Source organism: Pseudomonas sp. G34 (assembly GCF_031119625.1).
Lineage (GTDB): Bacteria > Pseudomonadota > Gammaproteobacteria > Pseudomonadales > Pseudomonadaceae > Aquipseudomonas.
This window is the reverse complement of the sequence record NZ_JAVHZV010000006.1, coordinates 1-15,649: the sequence shown is the minus strand read 5'-3', so window position 1 is coordinate 15,649 and position 15,649 is coordinate 1. Positions and strand designations below refer to the sequence as shown.

16 protein-coding genes are annotated in these 15,649 nt (G+C 63.5%); 12 read left to right on the top strand and 4 right to left on the bottom strand.

Going from position 1 to position 15,649, the window contains the following annotated elements:
* Nucleotides 1-461: 461 nt before the first annotated feature.
* The 8 genes from QYS36_RS03195 (at nucleotide 462) to QYS36_RS03160 (ending at nucleotide 7,445) form a co-directional block, all read left to right on the top strand.
* Entirely contained in the window at nucleotides 462-2,120 is a 1,659-nt protein-coding gene (locus tag QYS36_RS03195; RefSeq protein ID WP_308838127.1) for an OFA family MFS transporter, read from the top strand.
* A 323-nt stretch (nucleotides 2,121-2,443) separates the two neighbouring features.
* Nucleotides 2,444-3,037, top strand: coding sequence for an imidazoleglycerol-phosphate dehydratase HisB (gene hisB, locus QYS36_RS03190; protein WP_308838126.1), 594 nt, complete (start codon nucleotides 2,444-2,446; stop codon nucleotides 3,035-3,037).
* Nucleotides 3,037-3,675, top strand: a complete 639-nt coding sequence (hisH, locus tag QYS36_RS03185; RefSeq protein ID WP_308838125.1) for an imidazole glycerol phosphate synthase subunit HisH — start codon at nucleotides 3,037-3,039, stop codon at nucleotides 3,673-3,675. Before hisB ends, hisH begins: the two co-directional genes overlap by 1 nt.
* Complete coding sequence (locus QYS36_RS03180) at nucleotides 3,676-3,930, top strand: DUF2164 domain-containing protein (RefSeq protein ID WP_308838124.1); 255 nt, start codon at nucleotides 3,676-3,678, stop codon at nucleotides 3,928-3,930.
* 38 nt (nucleotides 3,931-3,968) lie between these two features.
* Nucleotides 3,969-4,706, top strand: coding sequence for a 1-(5-phosphoribosyl)-5-[(5-phosphoribosylamino)methylideneamino]imidazole-4-carboxamide isomerase (hisA, locus tag QYS36_RS03175; protein WP_308838123.1), 738 nt, complete (start codon nucleotides 3,969-3,971; stop codon nucleotides 4,704-4,706).
* Nucleotides 4,707-4,782: 76 nt separating this feature from the next.
* The gene (hisF, locus tag QYS36_RS03170) at nucleotides 4,783-5,553 is read left to right on the top strand and encodes an imidazole glycerol phosphate synthase subunit HisF (RefSeq protein WP_308838122.1); all 771 of its coding nucleotides are present in this window, start codon (nucleotides 4,783-4,785) and stop codon (nucleotides 5,551-5,553) included.
* 224 nt (nucleotides 5,554-5,777) lie between these two features.
* Nucleotides 5,778-6,533 carry a substrate-binding periplasmic protein gene (locus QYS36_RS03165; protein WP_374990411.1) on the top strand — a complete coding sequence of 252 codons (756 nt, stop codon included), beginning with the start codon at nucleotides 5,778-5,780 and terminating at the stop codon, nucleotides 6,531-6,533.
* Between the two features lie 156 nt (nucleotides 6,534-6,689).
* Nucleotides 6,690-7,445 carry an ABC transporter substrate-binding protein gene (locus tag QYS36_RS03160; protein ID WP_308838120.1) on the top strand — a complete coding sequence of 252 codons (756 nt, stop codon included), beginning with the start codon at nucleotides 6,690-6,692 and terminating at the stop codon, nucleotides 7,443-7,445.
* Between the two features lie 1,025 nt (nucleotides 7,446-8,470).
* On the opposite strand, the gene QYS36_RS03155 is transcribed toward QYS36_RS03160, so the two are convergent.
* The 3 genes from QYS36_RS03155 to gpmI all read right to left on the bottom strand — a co-directional run bounded on the left by QYS36_RS03155 (nucleotide 8,471) and on the right by gpmI (nucleotide 12,724).
* Nucleotides 8,471-9,784, bottom strand: a complete 1,314-nt coding sequence (locus QYS36_RS03155; RefSeq protein ID WP_308838119.1) for a S41 family peptidase — start codon at nucleotides 9,782-9,784, stop codon at nucleotides 8,471-8,473.
* A 32-nt stretch (nucleotides 9,785-9,816) separates the two neighbouring features.
* Nucleotides 9,817-11,067: a murein hydrolase activator EnvC gene (locus tag QYS36_RS03150; RefSeq protein ID WP_308838118.1), complete on the bottom strand. Its 1,251-nt coding sequence runs from the start codon at nucleotides 11,065-11,067 to the stop codon at nucleotides 9,817-9,819.
* 121 nt (nucleotides 11,068-11,188) lie between these two features.
* Nucleotides 11,189-12,724 carry a 2,3-bisphosphoglycerate-independent phosphoglycerate mutase gene (gpmI, locus tag QYS36_RS03145; RefSeq protein WP_308838117.1) on the bottom strand — a complete coding sequence of 512 codons (1,536 nt, stop codon included), beginning with the start codon at nucleotides 12,722-12,724 and terminating at the stop codon, nucleotides 11,189-11,191.
* A 214-nt stretch (nucleotides 12,725-12,938) separates the two neighbouring features.
* On the opposite strand from gpmI, the gene QYS36_RS03140 reads away from it, so the two are divergent.
* From QYS36_RS03140 to secB, 3 genes are read left to right on the top strand one after another with little or no spacing between them, the layout of a single operon-like run.
* The gene (locus QYS36_RS03140; RefSeq protein WP_111461111.1) at nucleotides 12,939-13,352 is read left to right on the top strand and encodes a rhodanese-like domain-containing protein; all 414 of its coding nucleotides are present in this window, start codon (nucleotides 12,939-12,941) and stop codon (nucleotides 13,350-13,352) included.
* A gap of 1 nt (nucleotide 13,353) precedes the next feature.
* A complete protein-coding gene (gene grxC / locus QYS36_RS03135) occupies nucleotides 13,354-13,608 on the top strand; it encodes a glutaredoxin 3 (RefSeq protein ID WP_111461110.1) in 255 nt (84 codons plus the stop codon).
* A gap of 36 nt (nucleotides 13,609-13,644) precedes the next feature.
* Nucleotides 13,645-14,106: a protein-export chaperone SecB gene (gene secB / locus QYS36_RS03130; protein WP_111461109.1), complete on the top strand. Its 462-nt coding sequence runs from the start codon at nucleotides 13,645-13,647 to the stop codon at nucleotides 14,104-14,106.
* Between the two features lie 94 nt (nucleotides 14,107-14,200).
* On the opposite strand, the gene trmL is transcribed toward secB, so the two are convergent.
* Nucleotides 14,201-14,662: a tRNA (uridine(34)/cytosine(34)/5-carboxymethylaminomethyluridine(34)-2'-O)-methyltransferase TrmL gene (trmL, locus tag QYS36_RS03125; RefSeq protein WP_308838116.1), complete on the bottom strand. Its 462-nt coding sequence runs from the start codon at nucleotides 14,660-14,662 to the stop codon at nucleotides 14,201-14,203.
* Between trmL and QYS36_RS03120 the strand changes: the two genes are divergently transcribed.
* A complete protein-coding gene (locus QYS36_RS03120; RefSeq protein ID WP_308838115.1) occupies nucleotides 14,661-15,101 on the top strand; it encodes a hypothetical protein in 441 nt (146 codons plus the stop codon). The two genes, trmL and QYS36_RS03120, sit on opposite strands and share 2 nt — an antisense overlap.
* The last annotated feature ends 548 nt before the right edge of the window (nucleotides 15,102-15,649 follow it).

The window sequence follows — 15,649 nt, the reverse complement described above, 5'->3', positions numbered from 1 at the left end:
ATGGTTAGCCGAGATTTGCGGCATTAAATCTTGCCGATTTGCCGTTCGCGCTGCGCATGCAGTCACTCGCGACCTGGTCGGGCAATGCTGCGGGTGCGAAACCGAGGCTTGGCTATGCTGCGACACAGGGCTGATTCGCTGTACCGGCCCTGCGCAATCGAACTGTCACCCGTGCTCGGTATCGTTGCGCCGCGTCGAGGGAATACTGGGTGCTTATTTTGGCGCCAGTTTTCTACCGGTCGTCGAGAAATGCCGAAATCAATGTCTAGAAAGGTGCTGTAGACCCGCAAAATGGTGTTTGGATGTTGCAAAGCAGCCATGGCGATGTGACACAATGTCACGGGAGCTAGCGACCAGCTAGAGCGAATGGACTCTCCCGTACTTACTCGTTGTTTCGGCGACGCTTTTATCGAGGTTTCGCCAGTAATTACCTGTTTGCCAACCTAATCAGAGAAGAAAACATGACTGACGCCACCGTGCAAAACGGTGCTTCGGCGACGCCTGCATTCCTGTCCAAGGAGCGCATCATCGCTAAGCCCGGTTTCAACCGCTGGCTGGTTCCGCCAGCTGCTCTCGCCATCCACCTGTGCATCGGCATGGCCTACGGGTTCTCCGTATTCTGGCTGCCGTTGTCCAAGGCCATTGGGATCACCGCGCCAGTGGCATGTGCGGCTGACATCGGTTTCTTCGAGCAGATCTTCGCCAGCAACTGCGACTGGCAGATTTCCATGCTGGGCTGGATCTACACCCTGTTCTTCGTGTTCCTGGGTTGCGCGGCTGCTGTATGGGGCGGCTGGCTGGAGCACGCAGGTCCGCGTAAAGCGGGTCTGGTTTCGGCCGTGTGCTGGTGTGGCGGTCTGCTGATCTCCGCGCTGGGTATCTATACCCACCAGATCTGGCTGATGTGGGTCGGCTCCGGTGTGATCGGTGGTATCGGCCTGGGCCTGGGCTACATCTCCCCGGTCTCGACGCTGATCAAGTGGTTCCCGGACAAGCGCGGCATGGCCACCGGTATGGCCATCATGGGCTTCGGTGGCGGCGCGATGGTCGGTGCTCCCCTGGCGGCAGCGCTGATGGGCCACTTCGCCAATGAAAGCAGCGTCGGCGTATGGCAGAGCTTCGTGGTCATGGCGGTGATCTACTTCGTCTTCATGGTCGGCGGTGCCCTGGCTTACCGCGTTCCGCCAACCGGCTGGAAGCCTGCTGGCTGGGTCGCTCCGGCTGCCAAGGCCAACAACGCGATGATCACCAAGGGCCACGTCCACGTGAACACCGCGTGGAAAACCCCGCAATTCTGGCTGGTCTGGGCCGTACTGTGCCTGAACGTATCGGCCGGTATCGGCATCATCGGCATGGCTTCGCCCATGCTGCAGGAAGTCTTCGGTGGCAAGCTGATCGGCCTGAACGTGCCATTCAGCCAACTGGACGCTGCACAGCTGGGCCAGATCGCCGCCATCGCGGCGGGCTTCACCGGCCTGCTGAGCCTGTTCAACATCGGCGGCCGTTTCTTCTGGGCTTCGTTCTCCGACCTGATCGGTCGTAAAGCGACCTACTTCGTGTTCTTCGCGCTGGGCTTCACCCTGTACGCGCTGGTTCCGTGGACCGGTCACCTGGGCAGCATCGCGCTGTTCGTGTTCGCCTTCTGCCTGATCCTGTCGATGTACGGCGGCGGCTTCGCCACCGTTCCGGCCTACCTGGCCGACCTGTTCGGCACCCAGATGGTTGGCGCCATCCACGGCCGCCTGCTGACTGCTTGGGCCTTCGCTGGCGTGCTGGGCCCGGTACTGGTGAACTACCTGCGTGAGTATCAGCTGAGCATCGGCGTCGAACGCGCTGCCGCTTACGACATCACCCTGTACATCCTCGCCGGCCTGCTGGTGTTGGGCTTCATCTGCAACCTGCTGGTGCGCCCGGTGGATCCGAAGTACTTCATGACTGACGCAGAACTGGCCGCCGAGCGCGCCCATGGCGAGAAATCCAAGCCGTCCGCTGCCGAACTGGAGTGGGCTGCCGATCCGTCGAGCAAGCCGCTGGTGATCGCTGCCTGGCTGGCCGTTGGTCTGCCGCTGGCCTGGGGTGTTTGGATTACCCTGCAGAAGACCGTCGTACTGTTCCAGTAAGCACGATCTGCTGCGCGTCGGCCCTGCGGCGTTAAAAACAGGCTCGGAATGCTCATGTACAAAAGTACATTCCGCTTCCTCGCCTGTTTTTGCCTTGCAGGGCTCTAGCTCGCGAGATCGTGAGTCGCACTAAAATCCCGCTGACGCTTCGCGCATCAGCGGGATTTTTTATGCCTGCGATTTAGTGGTGCAGAGGCGAGCGTCTTGCCACGTTGTAGCGCGGCTTGCGCCTTTGCGGCATTTTTGCCGGACGGCTTTATGGCTTGGCCGCTTATCAGCCTATAATGTTCGCCCTTTCGCCCAACGATTTTGTGGAGCAGGTGATGGCCGAACGTACGGCATCCGTCGAGCGCAATACCCTGGAGACCCAGATCAAGGTCTCGATCAATCTGGATGGCAGCGGCAAGGCCACTTTCGATACCGGCGTGCCGTTCTTCGAGCACATGCTCGATCAGATCGCCCGTCATGGTCTGATCGACCTGGACATCTTCTGCAAGGGCGACCTGCACATCGACGATCACCACACCGTCGAAGACGTCGGCATCACCCTCGGTCAGGCGTTCGCCAAGGCGGTCGGCGACAAGAAGGGCATGACCCGTTACGGCCATTCCTACGTGCCGCTGGATGAAGCGCTGTCGCGCGTGGTCATCGACTTCTCCGGTCGCCCCGGCCTGCAGATGCACGTGCCGTTCACCCGTGCGGTGGTCGGCGGCTTCGATGTCGACCTGTTCCAGGAATTCTTCCAGGGCTTCGTCAACCACGCCCAGGTCAGCCTGCACATCGACAACCTGCGTGGGGTGAACACTCACCACCAGATCGAGACCGTGTTCAAGGCCTTCGGCCGCGCGCTGCGCATGGCCGTCGAACTCGACCCGCGCATGGCCGGGCAGATGCCCTCGACCAAGGGCGTGCTCTGATGCAGACGGTAGCCGTCATCGATTACGGCATGGGCAACCTGCACTCGGTGGCCAAGGCCCTCGAGCACGTGGGCGCCGGTCGTGTGCTGGTGACCAGCGATGCCCAGGTGATCCGTGAAGCCGACCGCGTGGTGTTTCCCGGTGTCGGCGCGATCCGCGACTGCATGGCCGAGATCTGCCGCCTGGGTTTCGACGACCTGGTGCGTGAAGTCAGTCAGGACCGCCCGTTCCTGGGGATCTGCGTGGGCATGCAGGCACTGCTCGAGCGCAGTGAAGAGAACGACGGCGTCGACTGCATCGGCCTGTTCCCCGGCCAGGTGCGCTTCTTCGGCAAGGACATGGTCGAAGACGGCGAGCCGCTGAAAGTCCCCCATATGGGCTGGAACGAGGTGAGCCAGGCGGTCAAGCACCCGCTGTGGCACAACATCCCCGAGCAGGCGCGTTTCTACTTCGTGCACAGCTACTACATCGAGGCGGCCAAGGCGCAGCAGGTGGTCGGCCGTGGCCATTACGGCAAGGACTTCGCCGCCGCCCTGGCCGACGGTTCGCGCTTCGCCGTACAGTTCCACCCCGAGAAGAGCCACACCCACGGCCTGCAGTTGCTGCAGAACTTTGCCGCCTGGGATGGCCGCTGGTAAATGGCCAGGCTCAAGGCGCCGATCCTCACGCTCACACCCGAGCAGGAAAGCGCTGCGGTGCACAAACTGCAGCGCTTTCTGAGCGAGCGCTTCGAGCTGGAGCTGGGCTCCTTCGAGGTGCTGGAGCTGCTCGAGCTGTTTGGCCGCGATATCGCCCCGCATTACTACAACCGAGCGGTCACCGATGCGCACAGTTTGCTGCGCGAGCGCTTCGAAAGCCTCGAAGTCGACCTGTGGGCGCTCGAGAAAGATTGATTCCAGCTACGGCTGACTGAACGAGACAAGGTGTGCAGATGCTGATTATCCCCGCTATCGACCTCAAGGACGGCGCCTGCGTGCGTCTGCGCCAGGGCCGCATGGAAGACTCCACGGTATTCTCCGATGACCCGGTGAGCATGGCCGCCAAGTGGGTCGAGGGCGGCTGCCGTCGTCTGCACCTGGTCGACCTCAATGGCGCCTTCGAGGGCCAGCCGGTGAATGGCGAGGTGGTCACCGCCATCGCCAAGCGCTACCCGAACCTGCCGATCCAGATCGGCGGCGGCATTCGCTCGCTGGAAACCATCGAGCATTACGTCAAGGCCGGCGTCAGCTACGTGATCATCGGCACCAAGGCGGTGAAGGATCCGCAGTTCGTCACCGACGCCTGCAAGGCCTTCCCCGGCAAGGTCATCGTCGGCCTGGACGCCAAGGACGGTTTCGTCGCCACCGATGGCTGGGCTGAAGTCAGCAGCGTGCAGGCCACCGACCTGGCCAGGCGGTTCGAGGCCGATGGCGTCTCGGCGATCGTCTACACCGATATCGCCAAGGACGGCATGATGCAGGGCTGCAACGTCGAAGCCACTGCGGCGCTGGCCGCTGCCAGCCGCATTCCGGTGATCGCGTCGGGCGGTATCCACAACCTGGGCGATATCGAGAAGCTGCTGCTGGCCCGCGCGCCGGGCATCGTCGGTGCCATCACCGGCCGGGCGATCTACGAAGGCACCCTGGACGTGGCCGAAGCGCAGGCGTTCTGCGACAACTTCCGCGGCTGAAGTAGGGTGGGTGGCAACCCACCGCAGTTGACGCAATCTTTATCGGTGGGTTGCACCCACCCTACGGGAGCTCCGTATGGCACTGGCTAAGCGCATCATCCCCTGTCTCGACGTCGACAACGGCCGTGTGGTCAAGGGCGTCAAGTTCGAGAACATCCGCGACGCCGGTGATCCGGTGGAGATCGCCCGTCGCTATGACGAGCAGGGCGCCGACGAGATTACCTTTCTCGACATCACCGCCAGCGTCGATGGCCGTGACACCACGCTGCACACCGTCGAGCGCATGGCCAGCCAGGTGTTCATCCCGCTGACCGTGGGCGGCGGTGTGCGCAGCGTGGCGGACATCCGCAACCTGCTCAACGCCGGTGCCGACAAGGTGTCGATCAACACCGCCGCGGTGTTCACCCCCGAGTTCGTCGGCGAGGCGGCCTCGCGCTTCGGCTCGCAGTGCATCGTGGTGGCCATCGATGCCAAGAAGGTCTCTGCCCCCGGCGAGGCGCCGCGTTGGGAGATCTTCACCCACGGTGGCCGCAAGCCGACCGGCCTGGACGCCGTGCAGTGGGCGATGAAGATGGAAGGCCTGGGCGCCGGCGAGATCCTGCTCACCAGCATGGACCAGGACGGCGTGAAGAGCGGCTATGACCTGGGCGTGACCCGCGCCATCAGCGAGGCGGTCGGTATTCCGGTGATCGCTTCCGGCGGCGTCGGCAACCTGCAGCACCTGGCCGATGGCATTCTCGAAGGCAAGGCTGCTGCGGTGCTGGCGGCGAGCATCTTCCACTTTGGCGAGTACACCGTTCCCGAGGCCAAGGCCTACATGGCCAGCCGCGGCATCGTGATGCGCTAGGGCCGTCGACAGGTCCGCACGACCGCGCAGGAGCAGGCGCTGCGCCCAACTTGGTGCGATTGCCCTTTTGGATGCTCGCTAATGGCGCTAAGCTAGCATCCGTGTGACAAGGATCGGGTCAAGCCAGGGCGTCTAGCTCGCCACTTCTGCCCAGACGCCCGGTCACGCCGGGCGCTCCCTTTCCGGCCGCCCGTCAACGCTTCGAATGACAGGTAGTCCAGTACATGTGCAAACGTCTGTGGTTGGCAGCGGCAAGTGCCCTGCTTTTGATGGCATCGGCAGCACGCGCCGAAATCGACCCGAACTACAACGTGGTGTTGCTGACGGAAAACTTCCCGCCGTACAACATGGCGATCAACGGCAAGAACTTCGCCCAGGAAGACAACGTTGATGGCATCGCCGTCGACGTGGTGCGTGAAATGTTCAAGCGCGCCGGCATCAAGTACAGCCTGACCCTGCGCTTTCCCTGGGATCGCATCTACAAACTCGCGCTGGAAAAGCCCGGCTATGGCGTGTTCGTGACCGCGCGGCTGCCCGAGCGTGAGGGGCTGTTCAAATGGGTCGGCCCCATCGGCCCGGACGACTGGGTGCTGCTGGCCCGCGGTGACAGCAAGCTGGTGGTGAACAACCTGCAGCAGGCCAAGCAGTACCGCATTGGCGCCTACAAGGGCGATGCGATTGCCGAGCACCTGGAAAAGCAGGGCCTGCAGCCGGTGACCTCGTTGCGCGACCAGGAGAATGCCAAGAAGCTGATGGCCGGGCAGATCGACCTGTGGGCCACCGGTGATCCAGCAGGGCGCTATCTGGCTCGCCAGGAGGGCGTCAGCGGCCTGAAGACCCTGCTGCGTTTCAACAGCGCGCAGCTGTATCTGGCACTCAACAAGGAGGTGCCGGACGAGGTGGTACAGAAGCTGCAATCAGAACTGGACAAGATGCGCGCTGAGGGGATCGTCGACAGCATCCTCAACAGTTATCTATAGGCACGCCAAAGCGCTGAGGGGCGCTGGCGTGGCGATGATTCGGCGTTCATGGTGCCGTGCACCCAGGTGCGCGGCCACCCTCGCCAGGAAGGCGGTGGTGCGCAGTTCGGCAGGAGGCCGCCAACCATAATCATAACCACGTGGCGGGGACGACAGATGTTGAACACATTGAAGACCATTGCACTACTCGGGCTTACCTTGATCGCTTGCACGGCCAGGGCCGAGCTGCCAGCCGACTACAAGGTGGTACTGCTGACCGAGAACTTTCCGCCCTTCAACATGGCGGTGGACGACAAGAACTTCGCCCGTGACGACGGCATCGATGGCATCAACGCCGAGATCGTCCGCGAGATGTTCAAGCGTGCCGACATCAAGTACAGCCTGACCCTGCGCTTCCCCTGGGATCGCCTCTACAAGCTGACCCTCGACAAGCCCAACTACGGGCTGTTCTCCACCACCTTCACCGCCGAGCGCCAGCCGCTGTTCAAGTGGGTCGGGCCGCTGGCCAAGACCGGCTGGGTGCTGCTCTCTGCGCCGGGTAATAACCTGACCGTGAAGAGCCTCAAGGACGCCGGCCAGTACACCATCGGCGCCTACAAGAACGACGCGGTCAGCCAGCACCTGGAAAGCCAGGGCCTGACGCCGGTCAACGCCCTGCGTGACCAGGAGAACGTCAAGAAGCTCACCAGCGGCAAGATCGACCTGTGGGCCACCACCGACCCGGTCGGCCGTTACCTGGCCAAGCAGGAGGGCGTGAGTGGCCTCAATACCGTACTGCGTTTCAACGAGGCCGAGCTGTACCTGGCGCTCAACAAGGACACCCCGGATGAAGTGGTGCAGCGCCTGCAGAAGGCCCTCGACGAAATGCGCAGCGAAGGCTTTATCGACGAGATGACCAACAACTACCTGTAGCTGCGCCAGGCAAAGCCCGCCACGGCCGATCGCTGTGGCGGGCTTTGTTTTGGTTCTTCCGGGAATCTCGGGAGAGTCAGTCTTGATACCGGACTGGCAAGTTTGTGTGCGTATCACTTAGCACCATCCTTTACCGCGTCTGCTGAACCTTTGTGTTGCGCCCCTTACGGGCGCCACACCTTGATTCGCTTCGCTCACCCTTCGGGCCAGCCTGCGGCTGTTACTGCGCTTCGCTACGTTTCCTTGCTTGCCCAAGAAAGGTGTGCCAAAGAAGGGCACCCCGGCATCCGGGTTTCGCTGCGCGAAACTTGATTCGCGTTGCTCACCCTACGGGCCAGCCTTTCGGCTGTTACTCCGCTTCGCTGCGTTTCCTCGCTCCGGCGCCGCTCCGGGGGCCGGCTTACATGGGCCATCCCTGGCCCATTAAGCCTCTCGCCGCATCCATGCGGCTCGTCCCCCTACGCAACACCTCCACTCGGCCTCCTGACGGGACCGGAGCGCGAACTTGCGAGATTTCCACGGGCTCAAGCTCGGCGGCGTCTGTTTTTGCTTTTGCTCTTGAGCTGCGATCGTACAGGCGACGCCCAATTCCCCTTCAGGAGGCCGAGTGGAATCACCACGTAAGGGGTTGAGCGACATGGATGTCGCGAGAGCTGCGATGGGCCAGGGATGGCCCTTCGCAGCGTGCCCCTGGAGTGGGGATGGAATGAGGGAACCCCGGCGCAGCCGGGGCCGGATGGTGGGGTGCCCTTCTCTTTGGTTACTTTCTCTTGGGCAAGCAAGAGAAAGTGACTCGCCCGTAAGGGGCGAAACCCACACGGCCAGGCGGCGTGCTAATGGAGAGTGCCAAGTCATCGGCAGCTAACACTTATTGCCAGTCCGGTCTCAACCAAGCATTCCCCAAAAATGCGAAGAACCTTCCTTTTGCCCAGCGCAAGGCCTGCCGCGAGGGGGCGTTACTCCCGCGGCCAACAAAAAGCCCCGCTGCAGTCGCCTGCAGCGGGGCTTCTCATTACGGCTGACGCTTAGTCGGCGCGGGTGACGTTCAGGCCCTTGAGCAGGTTTAGCGCTTGGCTCAGCTGGTAGTCGTCGTCCTGCGGGCGGGCCGCCTTGCCGGGCGCGCCCTGGCTTGGCCGGTCGGCGCCGCCGTTGCCATTGCCGAGGTGGCCCTGCAGATCGGCTTCCTTGAGCGTCGGGTCGTCGCTCTCGCGGGTCAGCTTGGCGCGCGCCACTTCCACGTCCGGGACGATGCCCTGGGCCTGGATGGAGCGGCCATTGGGGGTGAAGTACAGCGCGGTGGTGATCTTCAGGGCGCGGTCGTTGTTCAGCGGCAGCACGGTCTGTACCGAGCCCTTGCCGAAGCTGTCGGTGCCCATCAGGATGCCACGCTTGTGATCCTGCAGGGCGCCGGCGACGATCTCCGAGGCCGAGGCGCTGCCGCCGTTGATCAGCACCACCAGCGGCACGCCTTCGCTGGCATCCAGCGGGTCGGCCGAGAAGCGCAGCTCGGAGTTGGGGATACGCCCCTTGGTGTAGACGATCAGGCCCTTCTTGAGGAAGTGGTCGGCCACTTCCACGGCCGACTGCAGCACGCCACCCGGGTTGTTGCGCAGGTCGAGTACCAGGCCGCTGAGTTTCTTGCCGTTTTCCTTGCGCAGCTTGTTCAGGGCCTTGCCGACTTCCTCGCCGGTGTTGACCTGGAACTGGGTGACGCGGATGTAGCCGTAACCCGGGTCGATCATCTGGCTGCGTACGCTGGTGACCTTGATCACCGCGCGGGTCAGCTCGACGTCGAACGGCTTGCCGCCTTCGCGCACCAGGGTCAGGACGATCTTGCTGCCGGCCTTGCCGCGCATTTGCTCCACGGCTTCCATCATCGACTGGCCCTTGGTCGGCTTGCCGTCGATCTTGACGATCAGGTCGCCGGGGTGGATGCCGGCCTTGGAGGCCGGGGTGTCATCGATGGGCGAGACCACCTTGATGAAACCATCTTCGGTGCCGACCTCGATACCCAAGCCGCCGAATTCGCCACTGGTGCTCTCCTGCAGTTCGGCGAAGGCTTTCGGGTCGAGGTAGGCCGAGTGCGGGTCGAGGTTGCTGAGCATGCCCTTGATGGCGTTCTCCAGCAGTTCCTTGTCGGTGACCGGCTCGACGTAGGCAGCCTTGATGCGATCCATCACCTCGGCGAAGGTGCGCAGCTCGTCCAGTGGCAGCGGTGCTGCATTCTGGTCGGCGGCCGGCGGCGGAGCGATTGGAGCCTGGTCGGCATGCAGCACAGGTGCGCCACCGAGCAGGGCAATCGCCAGGGCCAGGGAGGTGAGGCGGGACAGATGCGGCATTGGAACTAACTCCTACGACAATGAGATGGCGCTTATCCTTGCGCCCGACACCATTGGGCCGGATCGCTGGCGCGGCCCTGCTGGCGAATCGCGAAATACAGTGCTGGGGTGTCCTGGCCGCCGCTGGTACCGACGGTGGCGATGGGATCCCCGGCCTTGACGATGTCTCCGGCGTCCTTGAGCAGGCTCTGGTTGTGCCCGTACAGGGTCAGGTAACCGTTGCCATGGTCGAGAATGACCAGAAGCCCGGAACCGCGCAACCAGTCTGCGAACACCACTCGACCACCATGCACGGCGCGTACCTGGCTGCCAGCGGCGGCACCGATCAGCACGCCATCCCACTTAGTCCGAGCATCTTCGCCCCGTGGGGTTCCATATCTTGCAACAAGTCGGCCATTGACTGGCCACGGCAGCTTGCCTTTGGCGCTGGCGAACGGGCCGCCATAGGTGGCGCCGGAGCTGACCAGTGGGCCGCTCTCGGCACGCTTGCCGGTGGCCGCCGGGGTGCTGGGCTTGTCGCGCGCCGCGGCGAGCTCACGCTGGCGCTGCGCCTCGGCTTCGCGAGCCTGGCGGGCGAGGGTTTGCTCGATGGTCTTGAGCACCCTTGCGAGTTCGGCCTGCTCCTGCTCGCGCGCCTTGAGGCGCTGATCACGGGCGGCGTAATCCTTGTTCAGCTTGGCCAGGGCCTGCTGACGTTCCTTGCGCACTTCGGCCAGCTGGGCGCTGCGGCTGTCCAGCTCGCCTTTCTGCGCCTGCAGCTGTGCCTGGTGATGGCTGATGTCCTTCTCGACGTTGGCCAACTGGCGCAGCGTCTCGTTGAAGGCCGTCAGCTGGGCCAGGCGCGCTTCGGCGAGGTAATCGTAGTAGGTGAGGGTGCGGGAGAATTTTTCCGGGTTCTGCTGGTTGAGCAACAGCTTGATGTACTCCTGACGCCCGCCCTGGTAGGCCGCGCGGGCCTGGATGCCGATCAGTCGTTGCTGTTCAAGGCGCGCGCCCTGGAGTTTTTTTTTCTCCTGATCGAGGCGCTTGAGCTCTTCTTCGCTGTCCTGCAGTTCCTCGCGCAGGCCCTTGACCTGGTTCTCCAGCTCACCCATTTCGGTTTCGGTGGTCTTGAGCTGCTTCTGTACGCCGGATTTTTCCTGCTGCAGTTGCTCCAGCAGTTTCTTCAATTCGGCGACGTCGGCGCGCGCCGCTTCCAGCTGCTTCTGGGTATCGGCTTTCTGATCGGCGAACGCCGGTGCCAGCAGGCTGGTCATGAGGATGAAAGTGAGGACACGGAGCATGGTGCAGGCGATACCTGGCGGGGAACGCGCCTAGTATGCCTTTGGCGCGGGTTAAAAAGAACGCCCCGGATCGCGGATTGCGACCCAAGGCGTGCCACTGTCGACCGGTGGCCGATATCGTTCAGTCGAAGGTGACGATGCTGGTGCCGGTCATTTCCTTGGGAATCGGCAGGCCCATCAGGGTCAGCAGGGTGGGCGCCACATCGGCCAGCACGCCGCCTTCGCGGATGCTCACCTGGCGCTTGCCGACATAGATGAACGGTACTGGCTCGCAAGTGTGCGCGGTGTGCGCCTGGCCGGTGCACTCGTCCTGCATCTGCTCGACGTTGCCGTGGTCGGCGGTGATCAGCGCTTCGCCGCCGACCTTGTCCAGCGCCGCGACGATGCGCCCGACGCAGGTGTCCAGGCATTCGACCGCCGCAACTGCCGCCTCGAACACGCCGGTGTGGCCGACCATGTCGCCGTTGGCGTAGTTGACCACGATCACATCAAAGCGCTGGTTCTCGATGGCGTCGACGATCTTGTCGGTCACTTCGGGCGCATTCATCTGCGGCTGCAGGTCGTAGGTGGCGACGTTCGGCGAGGGGATCAGGATGCGCTCTTCGCCCGGGAAGGGTTCTTCACGGCCGCCGGAGAAGAAGAAGGTCACGTGGGCGTATTTCTCGGTCTCGGCGATGCGCAGTTGGGTCTTGCCGTTGTTGGCCAGGTATTCGCCAAGCACGTTGACCAGCGGCTCGGGCTTGTAGGCGCTGGGCGTGTCGATGCTGGCCGCGTACTGGGTGAGCATGATGAAACCGGCGGTCTGCGGCACGCGGGCGCGCTCGAAGGCATCGAAGCCCGGCTCGACGAAGGCGCGGGTCAGCTCGCGGGCGCGGTCGGCGCGGAAGTTCATGAACACCACGGCGTCGCCATCCTCGACACGCACCGGCTCGCCGATGCTGGTGGCCTTGACGAACTCGTCGCTCTCGTCGCGGGCATAGGCGGCTTGCAGGCCGGCCACGGCGGTGTCCGCCTGGTATTGGCTGTGGCCATCGGCGATCAGGCTGTAGGCCTGGGCCACGCGGTCCCAGCGGTTGTCGCGGTCCATGGCGAAGTAGCGGCCGATCAGCGAGGCGATGCGGCCCTTGCCGAGCCTGGCGAAGGTGGCCTCGAGCAGTTCGATGGAGCCCAGGGCGCTTTTCGGTGCGGTGTCGCGGCCGTCGAGAAAGGCGTGCAGGTAGATCTTCTCGGCGCCGCGGCGCGCGGCCAGTTCGGCCATGGCGACCAGGTGATCCTGGTGGCTGTGCACGCCGCCATCGGACAGCAGGCCGAGGATGTGCACCGCCTTGCCGGCGCCGACTGCCTTGTCTACGGCGCCGGTGATCGCCGGGTTCTCGAAGAACTCGCCGTCGCGGATCGCCTTGGTCACCCGGGTGAAGTCCTGATACACCACGCGGCCCGCGCCCAGGTTCATGTGGCCGACCTCGGAGTTGCCCATCTGCCCGTCCGGCAGGCCGACGTCCATGCCGCTGCCGGAAATCAGCCCATGGGGCTGGGTGGCACGCAGGCGGTCATAGACCGGCGTCTTGGCGGCGAAAATGGCGTTGTGCTCGGGCGTGTCGCTGTGGCCGAAGCCGTCGAGAATGACCAGAACCAGGGGTTTGGGCGCTGCGCTCATACGGGGCTCGCTCTGCTTGGGGTACGCAATGAAGGCCGGGAGCGAGTGCATGTTCGCCCGCGGCGATCCGGAGGCGGCCGCCCGGGGAGGCGACCTACTGAAAACGGTCAGACATTCTACGGCGCCGGAAAGATCCCGTCACCGCCGTGCGGCCTTTGGTGGACTCACCGGGCTGTGTATACTGGCCGGCATTTTACCGCCCCGGAACCGCGTGATGCTTGCCAACCTGATTGAATTCGCTACCAACCACTTCATCCTAGCCGGTCTGTTCGTCATCATTCTCGCGCTGCTGATCTTCACCGAACTGAGCAAGGGCGGCAAAAGCCTGAGCAGCCGTGAAGTGACGGCGCTGATCAACCGCGATGAAGGCGTAGTGGTCGACATTCGCAGCAAGAAGGATTTCGACACCGGCCATATCGTCGGTGCCCTGAACATCCCCTACGACAAGCTGGCCTCGCGCCTTGCCGAGCTCGAGAAACACAAGGCCAAGACCATCATCGTCGTCGACGCCCTGGGCCAGCAGGCCGGCACCGCCGCCCGTGAACTGCAGAAGGCCGGTTTCACCGCTGCGCGTCTGGGGGGCGGCATCGCCACCTGGCGTGGCGACAACCTGCCCGTGGTGAAGTGACATGGCACAGGTCGTCATCTACTCCAGCGACTGGTGCCCCTACTGCATCCGCGCCAAGCAGCTGTTGACCAGCAAAAGCGTGTCGTTCGACGAGATCCGTGTCGACGGCAAACCCGACGTGCGCGCCGAGATGACGCGCAAGGCCGGCCGCACCTCGGTGCCGCAGATATGGATCGGTGATACCCATGTGGGTGGCTGCGACGATCTGTTTGCCCTGGAGCGGGCCGGCAAGCTCGACGCGCTGCTCAACGCCTGATTTTCCTTTAAGTCCTATAGCAGAAGGCTTTGCCCCATGACCGAACAAGCTAACGGCGCCGCCCAAGGCGAACAGACTCCTCAGTTTTCCCTGCAGCGCATCTACGTGCGTGACCTGTCCTTCGAAGCGCCGAAGAGCCCCGAGATCTTCCGCCAGGAGTGGACGCCGAGCGTCTCGATGGATCTCAACACCCGCCAGAAAGGCCTGGAAGGCGACTTCCACGAAGTGGTGCTGACCCTCTCGGTGACCGTCAAGAACGGTGAAGAAACCGCCTTCATCGCCGAAGTGCAGCAGGCTGGTATCTTCCTGATCAAGGGCCTGGATGCCGAGTCCATGAGCCACACCCTCGGTGCGTTCTGCCCGAACATCCTGTTCCCCTATGCCCGTGAAACCCTGGACAGCCTGGTGGTACGCGGCTCGTTCCCGGCGCTGATGCTGGCTCCGGTGAACTTCGACGCCCTGTACGCCCAGGAGCTGCAGCGCCAACAGGCCAACTGAGTTATCGGTTGCCGCACACAAAACGCCCTTCGGGGCGTTTTTTATTGGCTGGGGTTCGTAGCCTGCGCTCAACGTAGGGCTACAGACGTTGCCCTCAGTCCATGGCGAAGCCGTGCTGGCGCCAGGCCTCGTACACGGCCACTGCCACGCTGTTGGACAGGTTCAGGCTGCGACAGCCTTCACGCATCGGCAGGCGCACGCGTTGCGCCTCCGGCAAGGCGTCGCGGATCTCCTGGGGCAGGCCACGGCTTTCCGGGCCGAACAGAAAGGCATCGCCCGGCTGGTAGGCCACTTCATGGAAGGGTTGCGAGCCCTTGGTGGTAAAGGCGAAGACCCGCGGCTGGCCGAGGCTTTCCAGGCACGCTTCCAGGCTGGCGTGGCGCTTGAGTGGCGCGTATTCGTGATAGTCCAGCCCGGCGCGGCGCAGGCGCTTGTCGTCCAGCTCGAAGCCCAGTGGCTCGATCAGGTGCAGGTGGCAGCCGCTGTTGGCGCAGAGCCTGATAATGTTGCCGGTGTTGGGCGGAATTTCCGGTTGAAAAAGGATTACATGAAACATGCACGGCTCCAGGCCAGAAGACGGGCGCCATTCTACGCCGGATAAGCCGCCAAGGCCCCGCCCCTGGGTGCGGGTGATCGGCTCGTTGGCGATCCTCGGCTTTCTGGTCGGGCTGATGATTGGCCGGCTGTTTCATCCGGACGCCATGCACCTCAAGGCGGTCGAGGCCCAGGATGATCGCCTGCTGCTGTGGTTCAACGTCGAGCCGCAGGTGCAGGTCAGCGATGCCCATGGCACCTTTGCGCTGCGCTTCGAAGGGCTGGGCCGTGAGCGCCAGGGCCAGCTACAGATTGCCGGGCGTGCCGCCAACTGGCGCGTGGTGCGTGAAGGTCGCGAGCTGGAAGTGCGCGTGGTGGCGGCTCGCCCGCTGCGCGCTGCAATGGATGCCGAGAAGGTGGAAGGCCGCTGGCGCCTGACGGTTCGTCTGGCGCCGCAGTAGCGAAGAAAAGAGGGAGGTCCCGGCCTGCCTGTACCAGGGCTCCCGAAGAAAAGGGGGATTATCTGATCTGCCTGTATCAGAGTCCCCGAAGAAAGAAGGGAGGTCCCGGCCTGCCTGTACCGAGGCTCCCAAAGAAAGAGGGGAATCCCCGGCCTGCCTGTACCAAGGTCCCCGAAACTGGGTTATCAGTACCATTGCAGGTGGCGTGCCAAGTTTTATGAATTCGTTGCAGGGCCCATGAATGCTGGCTTTTAGCGGTTTATCGGCGCTTTTGGCGTGGATGGCGCAAGGCGGCGAATGTTCCGCTCGGGTGCATGGAGGCACCTGTCGTGCGCTGATGGCGTGCATTTGTACTCGCCCTGGGGCTGATGACGTGCTGTAGCCCGGGTCGAGCGCAGCGACACCCGGGGCTTCCTGGGTTTCGCGTTGCTCAACCGCAGGTTACGGGCTGATGGCATGAGTTCTTCGGGTGGCAGAGTTGCCTGCGGGACGAATGTGGGAGCGGGCCATGCCCGCGAACGGCGATGGAACGTGCGGCGCAGGTCTTG

Excerpts from the sequence above, each read along its gene's own strand:
- QYS36_RS03195 (WP_308838127.1), top strand. The coding sequence starts at position 462 with ATGACTGACGCCACCGTGCAAAACGGTGCTTCGGCGACGCCTGCATTC.
- hisB (WP_308838126.1), top strand. The coding sequence starts at position 2,444 with ATGGCCGAACGTACGGCATCCGTCGAGCGCAATACCCTGGAGACCCAG.
- hisH (WP_308838125.1), top strand. The coding sequence starts at position 3,037 with ATGCAGACGGTAGCCGTCATCGATTACGGCATGGGCAACCTGCACTCG.
- QYS36_RS03180 (WP_308838124.1), top strand. The coding sequence starts at position 3,676 with ATGGCCAGGCTCAAGGCGCCGATCCTCACGCTCACACCCGAGCAGGAA.
- hisA (WP_308838123.1), top strand. The coding sequence starts at position 3,969 with ATGCTGATTATCCCCGCTATCGACCTCAAGGACGGCGCCTGCGTGCGT.
- hisF (WP_308838122.1), top strand. The coding sequence starts at position 4,783 with ATGGCACTGGCTAAGCGCATCATCCCCTGTCTCGACGTCGACAACGGC.
- QYS36_RS03165 (WP_374990411.1), top strand. The coding sequence starts at position 5,778 with ATGTGCAAACGTCTGTGGTTGGCAGCGGCAAGTGCCCTGCTTTTGATG.
- QYS36_RS03160 (WP_308838120.1), top strand. The coding sequence starts at position 6,690 with ATGTTGAACACATTGAAGACCATTGCACTACTCGGGCTTACCTTGATC.
- QYS36_RS03155 (WP_308838119.1), bottom strand. The coding sequence starts at position 9,784 with ATGCCGCATCTGTCCCGCCTCACCTCCCTGGCCCTGGCGATTGCCCTG.
- QYS36_RS03150 (WP_308838118.1), bottom strand. The coding sequence starts at position 11,067 with ATGCTCCGTGTCCTCACTTTCATCCTCATGACCAGCCTGCTGGCACCG.
- gpmI (WP_308838117.1), bottom strand. The coding sequence starts at position 12,724 with ATGAGCGCAGCGCCCAAACCCCTGGTTCTGGTCATTCTCGACGGCTTC.
- QYS36_RS03140 (WP_111461111.1), top strand. The coding sequence starts at position 12,939 with ATGCTTGCCAACCTGATTGAATTCGCTACCAACCACTTCATCCTAGCC.
- grxC (WP_111461110.1), top strand. The coding sequence starts at position 13,354 with ATGGCACAGGTCGTCATCTACTCCAGCGACTGGTGCCCCTACTGCATC.
- secB (WP_111461109.1), top strand. The coding sequence starts at position 13,645 with ATGACCGAACAAGCTAACGGCGCCGCCCAAGGCGAACAGACTCCTCAG.
- QYS36_RS03120 (WP_308838115.1), top strand. The coding sequence starts at position 14,661 with ATGCACGGCTCCAGGCCAGAAGACGGGCGCCATTCTACGCCGGATAAG.
- trmL (WP_308838116.1), bottom strand. The coding sequence starts at position 14,662 with ATGTTTCATGTAATCCTTTTTCAACCGGAAATTCCGCCCAACACCGGC.